The following is a 15,369-nucleotide window of genomic DNA, read 5'->3' as shown; positions in this document are numbered from 1 at the left end:
CGGCATCCGTGGGGTACGCTAGCGACGACCGATCACGCCGGAGCCTCGTTGTCGCCCGACGACGTACGACACCAGGTATCGACCGATCGGTGCGTCAGGCAGGAGGCGCGGTACTCGTCGGGGTGGGCGAGGCAGGGCGGGACGAAGGGCGGGGCAGTGTTGGTGCAGGAGCTGGAGCGGAGCGACGCCGAGGCGGGGACGGGCGGCATCCGGCTGCTCGAGGAGCCCGAGGCGAGCGTCGTGGACATGTGGGGCGAGATCGACGTCGCCCTCCGCAGCGAGGCGAGCGCCGCGCTCGCGAACGCGCTCGAACGGGACGTCCCCGTGGTGATCGACACGTCCAAGGTGACGTTCATGGACTCCACGGGCATCGCGTTCCTCGTGCAGTTCTACACGATCGGCTCCGAGGAGGGGCTGTCCGTCACGTTGCGCAACCCGCCGACGGTCGTGACCGACGTCCTCGAGATGCTCGGCGTCATCGACATCTTCGGCACGGAGCGCCACGAGGTCACGACGAGCTGACTCCGGTCAGCGCGCGTCCGCCGCGAGCGACGCCGCGCCCACGATGCCGGCCGCGTTGCGGAGCTGCGCCGGGACGATGGGTGCCCGCAGGTGCAGCAGCGGCAGGAAGTGCTCGTGCTTCTTGCTCACGCCCCCGCCCACGACGATGAGGTCGGGCGAGAACAGGTCCTCCACGACGCCGAAGTAGCGCTGCAGCCGCTCGGCCCACTGCGCCCAGTCCAGGTCCTCACGGTCGCGCGCCGCGTCGGAGGCGCGCGTCTCCGCGTCGTACCCGTCGATCTCGAGGTGCCCGAGCTCGGTGTTCGGGAGCAGGTGCCCGTCGACGACGATGGCGCTGCCGATCCCGGTGCCGAGCGTCGCGACGAGCACGACCCCGTCCGCGTCGCGCGCCGCGCCGTACCGCACCTCGCCGAGGCCGGCGGCGTCCGCGTCGTTGACCGCGACGACGTGGCGCCCGGTCTCGCGCGCGACGAGCGCAGGTAGGTCGACGCCGGTCCACGACTGGTCGAGGTTCGCGATGAAGCGCACCACCCCGTGCTGCAGCGGCGCCGGGAACGCGACGCCGATCGGCACGTCCTGCGGGAGGTCGTACTCGCCCACGAGCTCGGCGATCACCTCGGCGACGGCCTGCGGGGTCGAGGGCTGGGGCGTCGGGATGCGGTGGCGCTCCTGCGCGAACTCGCCGGTGGTCAGGTCGACCGGCGCGCCCTTGATGCCGCTGCCGCCGATGTCGATGCCGAAGGCGGTGCGGGGGCGGTCCGTCGTGGGGGCGGGGGGAGCAGCGTGAGAGTCGTGGTGCGCGTTCATGGCAGTGTGAGGATCTCCGCTCCGTCGTCGGTCACCAGCAGCGTGTGCTCGAACTGCGCGGTCCGTGAGACGTCCGCGGTGACTACCGTCCACCCGTCGTCCCACATCCGCCACTCGGACGTGCCGAGCGTGAGCATCGGCTCGATCGTGAAGACCATGCCGGGCTCGATGACGGTCGCGTGGTCGGGCGCGGCGTCGTAGTGCGGCACGACGAGGCCCGAGTGGAACGCGCGCCCCACGCCGTGCCCCGTGTACTCGCGCACGACCCCGTACCCGAACCGGGCCGCGTAGCGCTCGATGACGCGCCCCACGACGTTGATCTGGCGTCCCGGTGCGACGGCCTTGATCCCGCGGGCGAGCGCCTCGCGCGTGCGCTCGACGAGCAGCGCGGACTCCTCGTCGACCGTACCGACGGTGAACGTCGCGTTGGTGTCGCCGTGCACCCCGCCGACGTACGCGGTGATGTCGACGTTGACGATGTCGCCCTCGACGAGCGCCGTCGAGTCGGGGATGCCGTGGCACACGACCTCGTTGAGGGACGTGCACAGCGACTTGGGGAACCCGCGGTACCCGAGGGTCGACGGGTAGGCGCCGTGGTCGAGGAGGAACTCGTGCCCGACGCGGTCGAGCTCGTCGGTCGTGACGCCGGGGGCGACGTGGCGCCCGACCTCGACGAGCGCCTGCGCCGCGATCCGGGACGCGGCACGGATCCGCTCGATCGTCTCGGTGTCGTTGACCTCGCTGCCGGTGAACGGCCGCGGTCCGGGCCGCCCGACGTACTCGGGACGCTCGATCGACGCGGGCACCGCGCGCAGCGGTCCCACGACGCCCGGGACGAGCGGCCCGCGCCGCGTCGGGCCGGGCGGTGCGACGGCGTCGGGAGAGGTCGGGGACGGGGCGGGGCTCATGGCGGCCAGTCTACGAAGGTCCGTGGGCGCGGACGGACAGGCGGCCCGGAATGGGGGAGGATCGAGGCATGAGCACCGGATCACGCTTCACCGACGACGGCGAGCCCGCCTCCGAGGGCGAGTACTACTACGACACCCGCACCGGCGAGGTGCACCGCGGACCGAGCGGGTCGTGGACGCACCGCATGGGGCCGTACCCGACGCGCGAGGCCGCGGAGAGGGCGCTGGAGACCGCCCGCGAGCGGTCCGACGCCTGGGACGAGGAAGAGCGCCGCGAGCGCGGCGAGTGACCCACGCGCCACCACCCGGCCCGCGGCGCGTCTGGTCGGGGCGCCTCGGGCTGCTCCTCGCGGGGCTCGCGGTCGGCGCGCTGACGTTCCTCGTCGCGCTGCAGGTCCGGGCCGGTTCCGCGGGAGGGCCGACGACGGTCCGCCCGTCCGGCGACGTGGTCGCCTCGGCCCCGGCGCCCGAGCCGACGACCGCCTCCCCCGACCCGACGGGCGCGAAGACCGGGCCGCCGCCCCTGCTCGCCGGTCTCACGGTCGCCGTCGACCCCGGGCACAACGGCGGCAACGGGGCGGACCCGCTCACGGTCAACGCACCCGTCCCCGACGGGCGGGGCGGCACCAAGGCGTGCAACACCGTCGGCGCGTCCACGGACGCCGGCTACCCGGAGCACGCGTTCACGTGGGACGTGAGCAGCCGCCTCGCCGAGCAGCTCACCGGGCTCGGTGCGGTCGTCGTCCTCACCCGGCCCGACGACGCGGGCGTGGGCCCGTGCGTCGACGCGCGGGGCCGCTTCCCGCAGGAGAACGACGCCGACGTGCTCGTCTCGGTCCACGCCAACGGCACGGAGGACCGCCGCGCGCACGGCTTCTTCGCGATCGTCGCGGACCCGCCCGTCGACGAGGAGCAGGGAGCACCGAGCGTCGCGCTCGCGCACGAGCTCGTCGCGGCGCTCGGCGAGGCCGGGTTCGCGCCGTCGTCCTCGGTCGCCGCGGACGACGGCCCGATCCAGCGGCGTGCCGACCTCGGGACCCTCAACCACGCCGAGCGCCCCGCGGTCATGCTCGAGCTGGGGGAGATGCGCAACCCCGACGAGGCCGCGGTCATGGAGTCCGAGGAGGGGCGCCAGCGCTACGCCGACGCGCTCGCCGCGGGGCTCGTGGCGTGGGTGGCCGACGGCGGCGCCGACGCCGGCTGAGCGCCGTCGTGCCCGTCGTCGTCCCCGCCGCGGCGCCCCGTGGGTCAGCGCGCGAAGCTGTGCGCGTCGTCGGGGAAGGTGCCGCCCCGCACGTCGGCGGCGTAGTCGGCCGCCGCCTGGCCGAGCGCGGCGCCGATCTCGGCGTACCGCTTGGCGAAGCGCGGCGACCAGTCCGTCATGCCCGCCATGTCCGTCCAGACGAGCACCTGGCCGTCGCACGCCGCACCCGCGCCGATGCCGATCGTCGGGATGCGCAGGATCTCGGTGATCCGCGCGGCGACCTCGACCGGGACCATCTCGAGCACGACGGCGACGGCGCCCGCCTCGGCCACGGCGAGGGCGTCCTCGCTGAGCCGCTCCGCCGCGTCGTCACCCCGGCCCTGGACCCGCGGCCCGCCGAGCGCGTTCTCGGACTGCGGCGTGAAGCCGAGGTGCCCCACGACGGGGATGCCCGCGTCGGTGAGCGCGCGGATCTGCGCCGCGATCCGGCGTCCGCCCTCGAGCTTGACCGCGTTCACGCCGGTCTCCTTGAGGAACCGCACGCCCGTCGCGAGCGCCTGCTCGGCGCCCGCCTCGTAGGAGCCGAACGGCAGGTCGACGACCGTGAACGCGCGGCGCGCGGCGCGCGCGACGGCGCGGGCCGGGGGGATCAGGTCGTCGACCGTGACGGGCAGGGTCGTCGTGTGCCCGTGCATGGTGTTGCCGATCGAGTCGCCGACCAGCAGCATGTCGATCCCCGCGTCGTCGAAGATGCGCGCCGTCACGGCGTCGTACGCGGTGAGCATCGTGATCTTCTCGCCGCGCGCCTTCGCCTCGGCGAGGTGGTGCACGCGGACGCGGCGCGGTCCCGTGCCGCCGGTCGCGGCGGGCTCGGGGGCGGTGTGAGCAGACATGACGGCCTTTCCTGGGTGCGGGGTACGGGGCGGACGGCGCGCGGGGTGGCCGGCGCCGTCAGTCGAGCGGCTCGCGCCAGCGGTTGGTGATGGGCAGGCGACGGTCGCGGCCGAACGCGAGCGCGGTGACCTTGGGGCCCGGCGGGTACTGGCGCCGCTTCCACTCGGCGCGGTCGACGAGCGTGACGACCTTGTCGACGACCTCGGGGTCGAACCCGCGCGCGAGCAGCTCGGCGCGGCCCTCGGCGTGCTCGATGTAGGCGTCGAGCACCTCGTCGAGGAGGTCGTACGGCGGCAGCGAGTCCTGGTCGGTCTGGCCGGGGCGCAGCTCCGCCGACGGGGGCTTGGTGATGGACGACTCGGGGATCGGCGGGATCTCGCCCCGGTCGACCGCCTGGTTGTTCCGCCAGCGCGCGAGCTGCCACACGCGCGACTTGTCGACGTCCTTGAGCGGGGCGAAGCCGCCGATGCTGCCGGCGTCGTAGATCGTCGCGTACCCGGTCGCGAGCTCGGACTTGTTGCCCGGCGCGATGACGAGGTGACCCTCGCGGTTGGAGATCGCCATGAGGATCACGCCGCGCACGCGCGCCTGGAGGTTCTCCTCGGCGACGCCCTCGAGCGCGAGCTCGCCCTGGAACGCGTCGACCATCGGCGCGATGGGCTGGACGCGGTAGTCGCCGCCGAGACGCTTCAGGAGGTCCGCGGCGTCGTCCTTGCTGTGCTCGGACGAGTACTGCGACGGCATGGAGACGCCGACGACGTTCTGCCCGCCGATCGCGTCGGCGGCGATCGCCGCGGTGAGCGCGGAGTCGATGCCGCCCGACGCGCCGAGCACGACCGAGCGGAAGCCGTTCTTGCGGACGTAGCCCGCGAGCCCGGTGACGCAGGCACGGTAGACCTCCTCGTCGGGGTGCAGCTCCGGGGCGAGGGGCCCGCGCGGGGCACGGCCGTCGTCGGGCAGCTCCCACACCAGCAGGTCCTCGGCGAACTGCGGCGAGGACGCGACGACCGCGCCCGCGGCGTCGGTGACGAACGAGCCGCCGTCGAACACGAGGTCGTCCTGGCCGCCCACGAGGTTCACGTACGCGACGGGGGCGCTCACCTCGCGCGCGCGGCGCGCGGCGAGGTCCGTGCGGACGTGCCCCTTGCCCTCCTCGTACGGCGAGCCGTTGAGCACGAGCAGCAGGTCGAGCCCGTTGCCCGCCTCGTCGAGCGTCGCCATCTCCGCGACGGGGCCGCCGTCCTGCCAGATGTCCTCGCAGATCGCGATGCCGACGCGGCGCCCCTCGACCTCGACGACCGTCGTCGTCTCGCCGGGCGCGAAGATGCGGAACTCGTCGAACACGCCGTAGTTGGGCAGGTGGTGCTTGTCGTACGCGGCCTGCACGGCGCCGTCGCGCAGCACGACGGCGCGGTTGGTCGGCAGGTCGGCGGGGGAGCCCGAGGCCTCGCGCTCCGCGGCGCCCGCACCGCGCGGCGCGCCCGAGGTTCCCACGGTGCCGAGCACGACGGTGACCGCGCCCAGTCCCTCGGCGTCGAGCCGCGCCGCGATGTCCGCCGCGGCGTCCCACGCCGCGCGCCGGAACGACGCCCGCAGCGCGAGGTCCTCGATCGGGTAGCCGGTGAGGGTCATCTCCGGGAAGGCGACGAGCTGCGCGCCCGCGGCCGCGGCCTCCCGGGTGCGCGCGAGGACCAGGGCGGCGTTGCCGTCGAGGTCCCCCACGCACGTGTCGACCTGTGCCAGCGCGACGCGCAGATCAGCCATGCGTCCACCCTAGACGAGCAGGGCGGACGGCTCGTCCGGGGAACTGCCCCGCGGCACGACGTCCAGGACACGACCGTGTCACCCGTTCGTCACACGGATCAGGCAGGATGTACCGCATGGACAGGCAGCAGGAGTTCGTGCTCCGCACGGTCGAGGAGCGCGACATCCGCTTCATCCGGCTCTGGTTCACCGACGTGCTCGGCATGCTCAAGTCGGTGGCGATCGCGCCGGCGGAGCTGGAGTCGGCGTTCGCCGAGGGGATCGGGTTCGACGGCAGCTCGATCGAGGGCCTCACGCGCGTGTACGAGGCCGACATGATCGCCAAGCCGGACCCGACCACGTTCCAGGTGCTGCCGTGGCGCGGCGAGCGGCACGGTACCGCCCGCATGTTCTGCGACATCCTCACGCCCGACGGCGAGCCGTCCCTCGCGGACAGCCGCAACGTCCTCAAGCGTGCGCTCGCCCGGGCGAGCGACAAGGGGTTCACGTTCTACACGCACCCCGAGGTCGAGTTCTACCTCTTCAACCAGCCGGCGGACGCCGGGTCGCCGCTCGTCCCCGTCGACCAGGGCGGGTACTTCGACCACCTCGCGCGCGGGAGCACGCACGACTTCCGGCGCGCCGCGATCACGATGCTCGAGTCCATGGGCATCTCGGTCGAGTTCTCCCACCACGAGGCCGGGCCGGGGCAGAACGAGATCGACCTGCGCTACGCCGACGCCCTCACCACGGCGGACAACCTCATGACGTTCCGCACGGTCGTCAAGGAGGTCGCGCTCGAGCAGGGCGTGTTCGCGTCGTTCATGCCCAAGCCGATGGCCGAGCACCCCGGCTCGGGCATGCACACGCACCTGTCGCTCTTCGAGGGCGACCGCAACGCGTTCCACGAGCCCGGCGCCCAGTTCGAGCTGTCCAAGACGGCGCGCCAGTTCATCGCGGGGCTCCTGGTCCACGCGGCGGAGATCACCGCGATCACCAACCAGTACGTGAACTCGTACAAGCGTCTGTGGGGCGGCGCCGAGGCGCCGAGCTACGTGTGCTGGGGCCACAACAACCGCTCCGCGCTCGTGCGCGTGCCGATGTACAAGCCGGGCAAGGGCAACTCGAGCCGCGTGGAGTACCGCGCGCTCGACTCGGCCACCAACCCGTACCTGGCGTTCGCCGTCATGCTCGCCGCCGGTCTCAAGGGCATCGAGGAGGGGTACGAGCTTCCCGAGGAGACCGAGGACGACGTCTGGGAGCTCACGGACGCCGAGCGTCGTGCCCTGGGCATCAAGCCGCTCCCGCAGTCCCTCGACGAGGCCATCGCGGTCATGGAGAAGTCGGAGCTCGTGGCGGAGACGCTGGGCGAGCACGTCTTCGACTTCGTGCTGCGCAACAAGCGGCAGGAGTGGGACGGCTACCGCGCGCAGGTCACGCCGTTCGAGCTGAAGCGGTTCCTCCAGGTCCTGTGAGCGGGCCCACGACGACGTCAGGTCGGTCCGGCGGCTCCCGCCGGCCGACGCTCACGGGTCGCCTCGCGCGCGTCGGCTTCGCCGACATCTCGCGCTCGGCGGGCCTGCTCGCGGACCCGGACCTCGCGCTCCTGCTCGACGGCGGGCGCGCACCGGGAACGGACGGCGCGGACGGGGAGATCGCGGACCCGGCGTCCGCGGTGGACGACGAGCTGCTCGCCGCGTTCGGCGGGGCGGCCGACCCGGACCTCGCGCTCCTGCAGGTCGTGCGGCTGGCCGGCGCGCTGCGGCCCGACGTCGAGGCGCACACGCCGCTCGCGGACCTCGCCCGGCGCGTCCTGCGGCCCGGCGAGGCACGTGACCGCCTGCTCGCGGTGCTCGGCGCCTCGGTCGCGCTCGGCGACGACGTCGTGCGTCGTCCCGCGCTGCTCGAGGTCCTCGCGGACCCGACCCCCGGGACCGGGGTGGACGTGCGCGACGTGCGCGCCGAGCTCCTGCGCGCGGCGGGTGCCGACCCGGACGCGGCGGTGCCCGTCGCCGACCGGCCCGGCCCGGAGCGGGTGGACGCCCTGCGCCGCGCCTACCGCGAGCGGATCCTGCGCGTCGCCGCCACCGACCTCACCGTGCCCGACCCGCTCACGCGCATGCCCGCCGTCGGCGCGGCGCTCGCGGACCTCGCCGCGGCGGCGCTCGAGGGCGCGCTCGCGATCGCCCGCGCCGAGCTCGACGACCACGGTGCGGGCGTGCGCCTCGCCGTCATCGGCATGGGCAAGTGCGGGGCACGCGAGCTCAACTACGTCTCCGACGTCGACGTCGTCTACGTCGTCGAGCCCGCCGAGGGCTACGACGAGGCGTACGCGACGAGCGTCGGGGCGCGGCTCGCGACGGGGCTCGCGCGCGTGTGCTGGGGCACGTCGGGGGAGCCCGCGCTGTGGCAGGTCGACGCCGCGCTGCGTCCCGAGGGCGCGCAGGGCCCGCTGGTGCGCACGCTCGAGAGCCACGTCGCGTACTACGAGCGCTGGGCCAAGACCTGGGAGTTCCAGGCGCTGCTCAAGGCGCGCACGGTCGCGGGGGACCGGGACCTGGGTCGCGCGTACGAGGAGGCGATCGCGCCGTTCGTGTGGTCGGCGGCGGGCCGGGAGAACTTCGTCGAGGACTCGCAGGCGATGCGCCGGCGCGTCGAGGACCACGTGCCCGCGGCCGAGGCCGACCGCCAGCTCAAGCTCGGCAAGGGCGGCCTGCGCGACGTCGAGTTCACCGTGCAGCTCCTGCAGCTCGTGCACGGGCGCGCGGACGAGTCGATCCGCAGCCGCGGCACGCTCACGGCGCTCGCCGAGCTCGCCGCCGCGGGGTACGTCGGCCGCGAGCACGCGGCCCGGCTCGGGGTCTGCTACCGGTTCCTGCGCTCGCTCGAGCACCGCATCCAGCTCGTCCGGCTCCGGCGCACGCACCTGGTGCCGACCGCCGAGGACGAGCTGCGCCGTCTCGCCCGGTCGCTCGGGATGCGCGCCGAGGGCGCCGACGGGCTCACCGAGCGGTGGCGCGCGACGCGCCGCGAGGTGCGCGGGCTGCACGAGGAGATCTTCTACCGCCCGCTGCTGCCCGTCGTCGCCCAGCTCTCCCCGGACGAGGTGAGCCTGGCCCCCGAGGCGGCGAAGGCACGCTTCGCGGCGATCGGCTACCGCGACCCGGCGGGCGCGATGCGCCACGTCACCGCGCTCACCGAGGGCGTGAGCCGTCGTGCGGCGATCCAGCGCCAGCTCCTGCCCGTCATGCTCGGCTGGTTCGCCGAGGGCGCCGACCCCGACGCCGGGCTGCTCGCGTTCCGCACGCTCTCGGAGACGCTCGGGGCGACGCACTGGTACCTCAAGCTCCTGCGCGACTCCGGCTCCGCGGCGCAGCGGCTCGCGCACCTCCTGGCGAACTCGCGCTACATGGCCGACGCGCTGGCTCGCTCGCCCGAGTCGGTCCGCTGGCTCGCCGAGGACGCGGACCTCGCCCCGCGCGGGATCGGGCGGCTCACGGCCGAGACGGACGCCATCCTCACGCGCGCCGACGAGGTCGAGCCGGCGACGGTGAGCCTGCGCGCCGTCCGCCGCCGCGAGCTCGCGCGCACCGGCGCCGCCGAGCTGCTGGGCGTGGTCGACGCCGTCGCCGCGGCCCGCAGCATCTCCGACGCCGCGGACGTCGTGCTCGCGGGTGCGCTCCGCGTCGCGGAGTTCGTCGCGCGCGGCGAGCTCGGGTACGACGCCCAGGACCCGGGGTCCGCTCCCGCGCGCCTGATCGTCGTCGCGATGGGCCGACTCGGCGGTCGCGAGATGGGCTACGGGTCGGACGCCGACGTGATGTTCGTGCACGACCCGGTGCCCGGCGCGGAGAGCAGCGACGCCCAGGCGTACGCGCTCGCCGTGGCGACGCGGCTGCGCCAGCTCCTGTCCGCCGTCGGCCCGGAGCCCGCGCTCCCGGTCGACGCCGACCTGCGGCCCGAGGGGCGCAACGGCCCGCTCGTGCGCTCGCTCGCGTCGTACACCGAGTACTACGAGCGGTGGTCGAGCGTCTGGGAGGCGCAGGCGCTGCTGCGCGCGCGCCCGGTCGCGGGCGACCTCGACGGGCTGGGCGCGGCGTTCACCCGCGTCGTCGACGGCCGTCGGTACCCGCAGGGCGGCCTCGACCTGGCGGAGGTGCGCGAGGTGCGGCGCATCAAGGCGCGCGTCGAGTCCGAGCGGCTCCCGCGGGGCGTCGAGGCGTCGCGCCACCTCAAGCTCGGGCGCGGGGGAGTGTCCGACGTCGAGTGGACCGTCCAGCTCCTCCAGCTCCAGCACGCCCACGACGTGCCCGGGCTGCGGACGACCTCGACCGTCGACGCGCTCGAGGCCGCCGTGGCCGCGAACCTCGTCGACGCCGAGGACGCCGCGGTGCTCGGCGAGGCCTGGCACCTCGCCTCGCGCCTGCGCAGCGCGCTCGTGCTGTGGTCCGGCCGGACGACGGGGACGACGGTCGACGTGCTGCCGCACGACCGGTTCGCGCTCACCGGGCTCGCGCGCGTGCTCGACCTCCCGGACGTCGACACGGGCGCCGAGCTCGAGGAGCACTTCCTGCGCACCGCGCGGCGCGCCCGGACCGTCATGGAGCGCGTCTTCTACGGCGAGGACTGAGGGCGTGCCCCGGCGCGACGAGCGTCCCGTCCCCGGCCTGCTCTCCCGGCGGGAGCCGCGCGTGCCCGGCGACGCGCGCCGCCGCGGGGCGGCTACGGCGGGCGGGACCGAGCCCGGGGCGGCCGCGGCGGGCGGGACCGAGCACGGGCGTGGGGCGCCCGGCGGGTCGTTCTTCGGGTGGCGGCTGCGCGGGGCCGGGTGGATCGCGTGGGGGCTCGCGGCGTTCGCCGTCGTCCTCGCGGTCGTCTGGCAGCGCGCCGAGCCGCTGGCCGCCGTGGCGCTGTGGGGAGCGGCCGGCGTCCTGTGCCGGCGGTGCGCCCGCCTCGTCGAGGGGCCGCTCGGCCCCGCCCGCGGGCTCGCGCTCCTCGGCCTCGTGGCGCTGGCTCTCGTCCTGCTGCTCGCGGGCGCGGCCTTCGTGGCCCGGGGCGAGCCTGCCTGACGAGCCCGCCCGGGTCCGGGTCAGATCGTGCGGGGCGCCCGGGCGAGGTTCTCGCGCAGCTCGTCGGCGTCCTGGCGCGCGACGTAGGCCGGCCGGTCCCGCTCGACCCGCCACGACTCCGCGAGCGGGCTCGTGTCGACCGCGTCGAACCCGATCTCGTCGTAGAAGCGCTCGACCCAGGCCGCGGCCTCGGGGAAGTCGCTCGCGGTCGCCAGGGCGCGGCGTCCCGGCGTGCCCGCGGGGGTCCCGTCGGTCGTGATCTCCGTCGACCGGATGTGGTTGAACGCCTTGGCCACCCGGGACCCCGCCAGGTGCTCCTGGAGCAGGCCCGACGACGTGACCTCGCCCCGGTCGAGCGCGTCGACGTGGCCGTCGCGCTCCCAGTAGTAGTTGTTGGCGTCGAGCACGATCTTCCCGTCGAGCGGCTCGACCGGGACCTCGCGGTACGCCCCGAAGGGCACCGCGACGACCGCGACGTCCGCCGCGCGCGCCGCCTCCTCCGCCGTCGCCGACCGTGCCCGCGGACCGAGCTCGGCGACGAGGTCGTCCAGGGTGCGGGGGTCCCGCGAGTTCGCGATGACCACGTCGTAGCCGTGGGCGATCGCGGCCCGCGCGACCTGTGAGCCGATGTTGCCTGCGCCGATGATCCCGAGTGTCGTCATGGTCATCGACAACGCACCGGCGCGTCCGCTATTTCGGTGGTCTCCGGGACGAGGGTCGTGTGGCATCCTGACGTCCCAGGGGGTGCCCATGATCGATCCGCTGGTCGCGACGTTCGTGATCCTGGCGCTGGCGGTCGTGGGCTTCATGACCAACCGGCTCCCTCTCGTCGTCGTCGCGCTGTTCGTGCCCGTCGCGCTCTGGGCGACGGGCGTGCTCCCGCTCGACGCCGCGCTGAGCGGCTTCAGCGACCCGATCGTGCTCTTCATCGCGACGTTGTTCGTGCTGAGCGACGCGCTGGACTCCACCGGCATCACCGCATGGATCGGGCAGTGGCTCGAGCGGCGCGCGTCCCTGGGGCGGGCCGGGCTGCTCGCGCTGATGGTGGGCGTCGCTGCGCTCCTCGCGGCGGTCATCAGCATCAACGGCGCCGTCGCGGCGCTGCTCCCGGTCGCGGTGGTGGCCGCCGCCCGGGCCGGCATCGTCCCCTCGCGCATGCTCGTCCCGCTCGCGTTCGCCGCGGGCGCGGGCTCGCTCCTCACGCTGACCGGGACGCCGGTGAACATCATCGTCTCCGAGGCCGCGGCCGAGGCGGGCGGTCAGGAGTTCGGCTACTTCGAGTTCGCGCTGGTCGGGATCCCGCTCGTCCTCGCGACGGCCGTCCTCGTCGTGACCCTCGGGGACCGCCTGCTGCCGGAGCGCGTCCCCGAGCACCTGGCCGAGACGACGGCCGACCCGCGCGATCGGGTGCGCTCGTGGCGCGAGAGCTACCCCGCGGAGCTCGACACCGGCCGCCTCTTCACCGGCGGCACGGGAGTGGTCGAGGTGCTCATCGCGCCGCGCTCGTCCCTGGCCGGGCGGCGGGTGAGCCCCGGCATGACGACGCGGGACGAGGGCCTCGTCGTGCTCGCCATCCGCCGCGGCGACGGCAGCACCACGGGCCCCGAGTCCGAGGCCCCCGCAGGGCCGATGATCCTCCAGCCCGGGGACGCCGTGCTCGTGCGCGGACCGTGGGACGCGCTCCACCGGTACACCCAGTCGCCCGACGTGATCGCCGTCGACTCCCCGCGGAGCCTGCAGCGCGGCGTCCCGCTGGGACGCGGCTGGCGGCGCTGCCTCGCGGTGCTGGTCGTGACGATCGTGCTCCTCGCGACCGGGGTCGTCCCGCCGGTGATCGCGGGCCTGCTCGCGGCCGGGGCGCTCGTGCTCCTGCGGGTGGTCACCGTGCCCCAGTCGTTCCGCGCGATCTCGTGGGACACCGTCGTCCTCATCGCGGCCCTCATCCCGCTGTCCGCGGCGTTCGTCTCGTCGGGCGCGGCCGACGCGATCGCGGACGTCGTGCTCCGCGTCACCGGCGGCGGCTCCCCGCACCTCGCGCTGCTCGTCGTGTGCGTGCTCACCCTCGTGCTCGGCCAGTTCATCTCCAACGTCGCGACCGTCCTCGTGATGGCGCCGGTCGCGGTGTCGTTCGCCCAGACGCTCGGGGTGAGCGTGCAGCCGTTCATGATGGCGCTCACGGTCGCCGGCGCCGCAGCCTTCCTCACCCCGATCGCCACACCGGTCAACCTCATGGTCCTGCAGCCGGGCGGCTACCGGTTCGGCGACTACTGGCGTCTGGGCCTCCCCCTCGCGGTCGTGTTCCTCGCCGCCGCGGTCCTCTACGTGCCGCTCGTCTGGCCGTTCTGACCAGTCTGGTCGGAGGCCGGCCCGCCGTGGCAGGAAGCCCCCGTGCGTGGGACGGTATACCGCATCGCGCGGGCCGTCAGCCCGGCGGTGTCCGGACGGACCTGAGACAGGGGAGCGGTGCATGGGCGATGTGGCGAGCGGCGGCGGGACCTACGACGCGGTCGTGATCGGGGCGGGCTTCTCGGGGCTGGCGATGCTCCACCATCTGCGGGAGGTCGGGCTCTCCGTCCTCGTGGTCGACGCCGCCGGAGGAGTCGGCGGGACGTGGTGGGCCAACCGGTACCCGGGCGTGCGCACCGACTCGGAGTACCTCGCGTACGCGTTCTCGTTCTCCCGCGAGGTACGGGACGAGTGGGACTGGAGCGAGCGCTACCCGCGCGGCGAGGAGATCCGCGCCTACCTGGACTTCGTCGCCGACCGGCTCGACCTGCGGCGCGACATCCGGCTGAGCACGACCGTCGAGCGGGCCGAGCACTCGGACGCCACGAACCTGTGGACGCTCACCCTCGCCGACGGGTCGACGCTCCGGGCCACCTACCTCGTGTCGGCGACCGGGCTGCTGTCCCGCCCCGTGTACCCCGACATCCCTGGGCTGGACACCTTCGCCGGGCCCGCGTACCACTCGGCGAGGTGGCCGCACGAGGGGGTGGACCTGTCCGGCAAGCGCGTCGGGCTGATCGGCGTCGGCGCCTCCGGGATCCAGATGCTCCCGGAGCTCGCCGCTCAGGCGGCCCACGTCACGGTCTTCCAGCGCACCCCGAACTACGTCCTGGAGACGACGAGCCCCGCCGTGACCGCCGACGAGCTCGCCGCGCTGCGGGCGGACTACGACGCCGTCTTCGAGCGCGCGGCCCAGCACCCGTTCGGTGTGCCGATGGAGATCCCGACGCGGTCCGCGCTCGAGGTCGACGCCGAGGAACGCCGTCGGGTCTTCGAGTCACGGTGGGAGGCCGGGGGCTTCCGGTTCGCCAACGAGTGCTTCACCGACCTCGTCTCCAGCCCCGAGGCGAGCGCGCTCGCGTCCGAGTTCCTGCGCGGCAAGATCCGCGAGATCGTCACCGACCCCCGGACCGCCGAGGCGCTCAGCCCCTCCACCTACACGTTCATGGGCAAGCGCCCGCCCACCGGGCACGGCTACTACGCCGCGTACAACCGGGAGAACGTCGAGCTCGTCGACGTCCTCGCGAACCCGATCGCGCGGGTCACGCCGCGCGGCGTCGTCGTCGGCTCGGTGGACGGGTCGCGAGAGGTCGAGCACGAGCTCGACGTGCTCGTGCTCGCGACCGGGTTCGACGCCATGACCGGCGCGCTCACCGCGTTCGACGTCGTGGGGCGCGAGGGCGTCACGCTGCGCGAGCGGTGGGAGCGGGACGGCCTGCGGACCTACCTGGGGATCTCCGTCCACGGGTTCCCCAACCTCTTCCTGTCGCTCGGGCCGCAGACGCCGCTGTCCAACCTCACCGTGCCGGTGCAGCGCGGCGCCCAGTGGCTCCAGCGTGCGCTCGCGTACGCGCGGGAGAACGGCGTCGCGCAGCTCGAGGCCACGCGCGAGGCCGAGGAGTGGTGGTACGAGGAGACCGAGCGCGCGGGCCGGGCCACGGTCATGTACGAGGAGGGCAAGAAGGCCGGCGCCTGGTTCGTCGGCGGCAACGTCCCCGGCAAGCGCGCCGAGATGGCGGTGTACCTCGGCGGCGGACCTGCCTACCAGGACGAGTGCGCGCGGGCCGCGGCCGAGCAGTACGCCGGGTTCCGCCCGCGCTCCGGGCTGCCGACGGCCCACGTGCTCGCGACCGTCGCGGAGACCGCAGCGGTCCCTGCCGCACACTGACAGGCGGGTGCGGTGCGCCCCCTGCGCGCACCGCACCCGCCTCACCGC

General features: G+C 74.5%; 13 protein-coding genes. 8 read left to right on the top strand and 5 right to left on the bottom strand.

What is annotated here, in order from left to right; translation table 11 throughout:
- Positions 1-156: 156 nt before the first annotated feature.
- Complete coding sequence (locus ACFC2L_RS13010) at positions 157-522, top strand: STAS domain-containing protein (protein ID WP_375824728.1); 366 nt, start codon at positions 157-159, stop codon at positions 520-522.
- A 6-nt stretch (positions 523-528) separates the two neighbouring features.
- Here ACFC2L_RS13010 and ppgK read toward each other — a convergent pair whose 3' ends face one another.
- Positions 529-1,329, bottom strand: a complete 801-nt coding sequence (gene ppgK / locus ACFC2L_RS13005) for a polyphosphate--glucose phosphotransferase (protein WP_375824727.1) — start codon at positions 1,327-1,329, stop codon at positions 529-531.
- A complete protein-coding gene (map, locus tag ACFC2L_RS13000; protein WP_375824726.1) occupies positions 1,326-2,237 on the bottom strand; it encodes a type I methionyl aminopeptidase in 912 nt (303 codons plus the stop codon). Before map ends, ppgK begins: the two co-directional genes overlap by 4 nt.
- A 68-nt stretch (positions 2,238-2,305) precedes the next feature.
- Between map and ACFC2L_RS12995 the strand changes: the two genes are divergently transcribed.
- Together ACFC2L_RS12995 and ACFC2L_RS12990 are read left to right on the top strand one after the other, a co-directional pair.
- A complete protein-coding gene (locus ACFC2L_RS12995; protein WP_375824725.1) occupies positions 2,306-2,527 on the top strand; it encodes an SPOR domain-containing protein in 222 nt (73 codons plus the stop codon).
- Entirely contained in the window at positions 2,524-3,441 is a 918-nt protein-coding gene (locus ACFC2L_RS12990) for an N-acetylmuramoyl-L-alanine amidase (protein WP_375824724.1), read from the top strand. The genes ACFC2L_RS12995 and ACFC2L_RS12990 overlap by 4 nt, the downstream gene beginning before the upstream one ends.
- 44 nt (positions 3,442-3,485) lie before the next feature.
- Here ACFC2L_RS12990 and panB read toward each other — a convergent pair whose 3' ends face one another.
- Together panB and ACFC2L_RS12980 are read right to left on the bottom strand one after the other, a co-directional pair.
- Positions 3,486-4,334, bottom strand: coding sequence for a 3-methyl-2-oxobutanoate hydroxymethyltransferase (panB, locus tag ACFC2L_RS12985; protein ID WP_375824722.1), 849 nt, complete (start codon positions 4,332-4,334; stop codon positions 3,486-3,488).
- 58 nt (positions 4,335-4,392) lie between these two features.
- The gene (locus tag ACFC2L_RS12980; protein ID WP_375824721.1) at positions 4,393-6,099 is read right to left on the bottom strand and encodes an NAD+ synthase; all 1,707 of its coding nucleotides are present in this window, start codon (positions 6,097-6,099) and stop codon (positions 4,393-4,395) included.
- Between the two features lie 116 nt (positions 6,100-6,215).
- Between ACFC2L_RS12980 and glnA the strand changes: the two genes are divergently transcribed.
- Genes glnA through ACFC2L_RS12965 form a run of 3 tightly spaced genes read left to right on the top strand, consistent with a single transcriptional unit; the run spans position 6,216 to position 11,147 of the window.
- The gene (glnA, locus tag ACFC2L_RS12975) at positions 6,216-7,553 is read left to right on the top strand and encodes a type I glutamate--ammonia ligase (protein WP_375824720.1); all 1,338 of its coding nucleotides are present in this window, start codon (positions 6,216-6,218) and stop codon (positions 7,551-7,553) included.
- A complete protein-coding gene (locus tag ACFC2L_RS12970) occupies positions 7,550-10,708 on the top strand; it encodes a bifunctional [glutamine synthetase] adenylyltransferase/[glutamine synthetase]-adenylyl-L-tyrosine phosphorylase (protein WP_375824719.1) in 3,159 nt (1,052 codons plus the stop codon). Before glnA ends, ACFC2L_RS12970 begins: the two co-directional genes overlap by 4 nt.
- Before the next feature lie 4 nt (positions 10,709-10,712).
- Complete coding sequence (locus ACFC2L_RS12965) at positions 10,713-11,147, top strand: hypothetical protein (RefSeq protein ID WP_375824718.1); 435 nt, start codon at positions 10,713-10,715, stop codon at positions 11,145-11,147.
- A 20-nt stretch (positions 11,148-11,167) separates the two neighbouring features.
- Here ACFC2L_RS12965 and ACFC2L_RS12960 read toward each other — a convergent pair whose 3' ends face one another.
- The gene (locus tag ACFC2L_RS12960) at positions 11,168-11,815 is read right to left on the bottom strand and encodes an NADPH-dependent F420 reductase (RefSeq protein WP_375824717.1); all 648 of its coding nucleotides are present in this window, start codon (positions 11,813-11,815) and stop codon (positions 11,168-11,170) included.
- An 82-nt stretch (positions 11,816-11,897) separates the two neighbouring features.
- Between ACFC2L_RS12960 and ACFC2L_RS12955 the strand changes: the two genes are divergently transcribed.
- The gene (locus ACFC2L_RS12955) at positions 11,898-13,493 is read left to right on the top strand and encodes an SLC13 family permease (protein ID WP_375824716.1); all 1,596 of its coding nucleotides are present in this window, start codon (positions 11,898-11,900) and stop codon (positions 13,491-13,493) included.
- 121 nt (positions 13,494-13,614) lie between these two features.
- Complete coding sequence (locus ACFC2L_RS12950) at positions 13,615-15,321, top strand: flavin-containing monooxygenase (protein WP_375824715.1); 1,707 nt, start codon at positions 13,615-13,617, stop codon at positions 15,319-15,321.
- Positions 15,322-15,369 lie beyond the last annotated feature (48 nt).

Source organism: Cellulosimicrobium sp. NPDC055967 (assembly GCF_042269845.1).
Taxonomy (GTDB): domain Bacteria; phylum Actinomycetota; class Actinomycetes; order Actinomycetales; family Cellulomonadaceae; genus Cellulosimicrobium.
Note: the sequence above shows the minus strand (reverse complement) of the source record. Positions and strands in the feature narration are given on the sequence as shown.

Excerpts from the sequence above, each read along its gene's own strand:
- ppgK (WP_375824727.1), bottom strand. The coding sequence starts at position 1,329 with ATGAACGCGCACCACGACTCTCACGCTGCTCCCCCCGCCCCCACGACG.
- map (WP_375824726.1), bottom strand. The coding sequence starts at position 2,237 with ATGAGCCCCGCCCCGTCCCCGACCTCTCCCGACGCCGTCGCACCGCCC.
- ACFC2L_RS12995 (WP_375824725.1), top strand. The coding sequence starts at position 2,306 with ATGAGCACCGGATCACGCTTCACCGACGACGGCGAGCCCGCCTCCGAG.
- panB (WP_375824722.1), bottom strand. The coding sequence starts at position 4,334 with ATGTCTGCTCACACCGCCCCCGAGCCCGCCGCGACCGGCGGCACGGGA.
- ACFC2L_RS12980 (WP_375824721.1), bottom strand. The coding sequence starts at position 6,099 with ATGGCTGATCTGCGCGTCGCGCTGGCACAGGTCGACACGTGCGTGGGG.
- glnA (WP_375824720.1), top strand. The coding sequence starts at position 6,216 with ATGGACAGGCAGCAGGAGTTCGTGCTCCGCACGGTCGAGGAGCGCGAC.
- ACFC2L_RS12960 (WP_375824717.1), bottom strand. The coding sequence starts at position 11,815 with ATGACCATGACGACACTCGGGATCATCGGCGCAGGCAACATCGGCTCA.
- ACFC2L_RS12955 (WP_375824716.1), top strand. The coding sequence starts at position 11,898 with ATGATCGATCCGCTGGTCGCGACGTTCGTGATCCTGGCGCTGGCGGTC.
- ACFC2L_RS12950 (WP_375824715.1), top strand. The coding sequence starts at position 13,615 with ATGGGCGATGTGGCGAGCGGCGGCGGGACCTACGACGCGGTCGTGATC.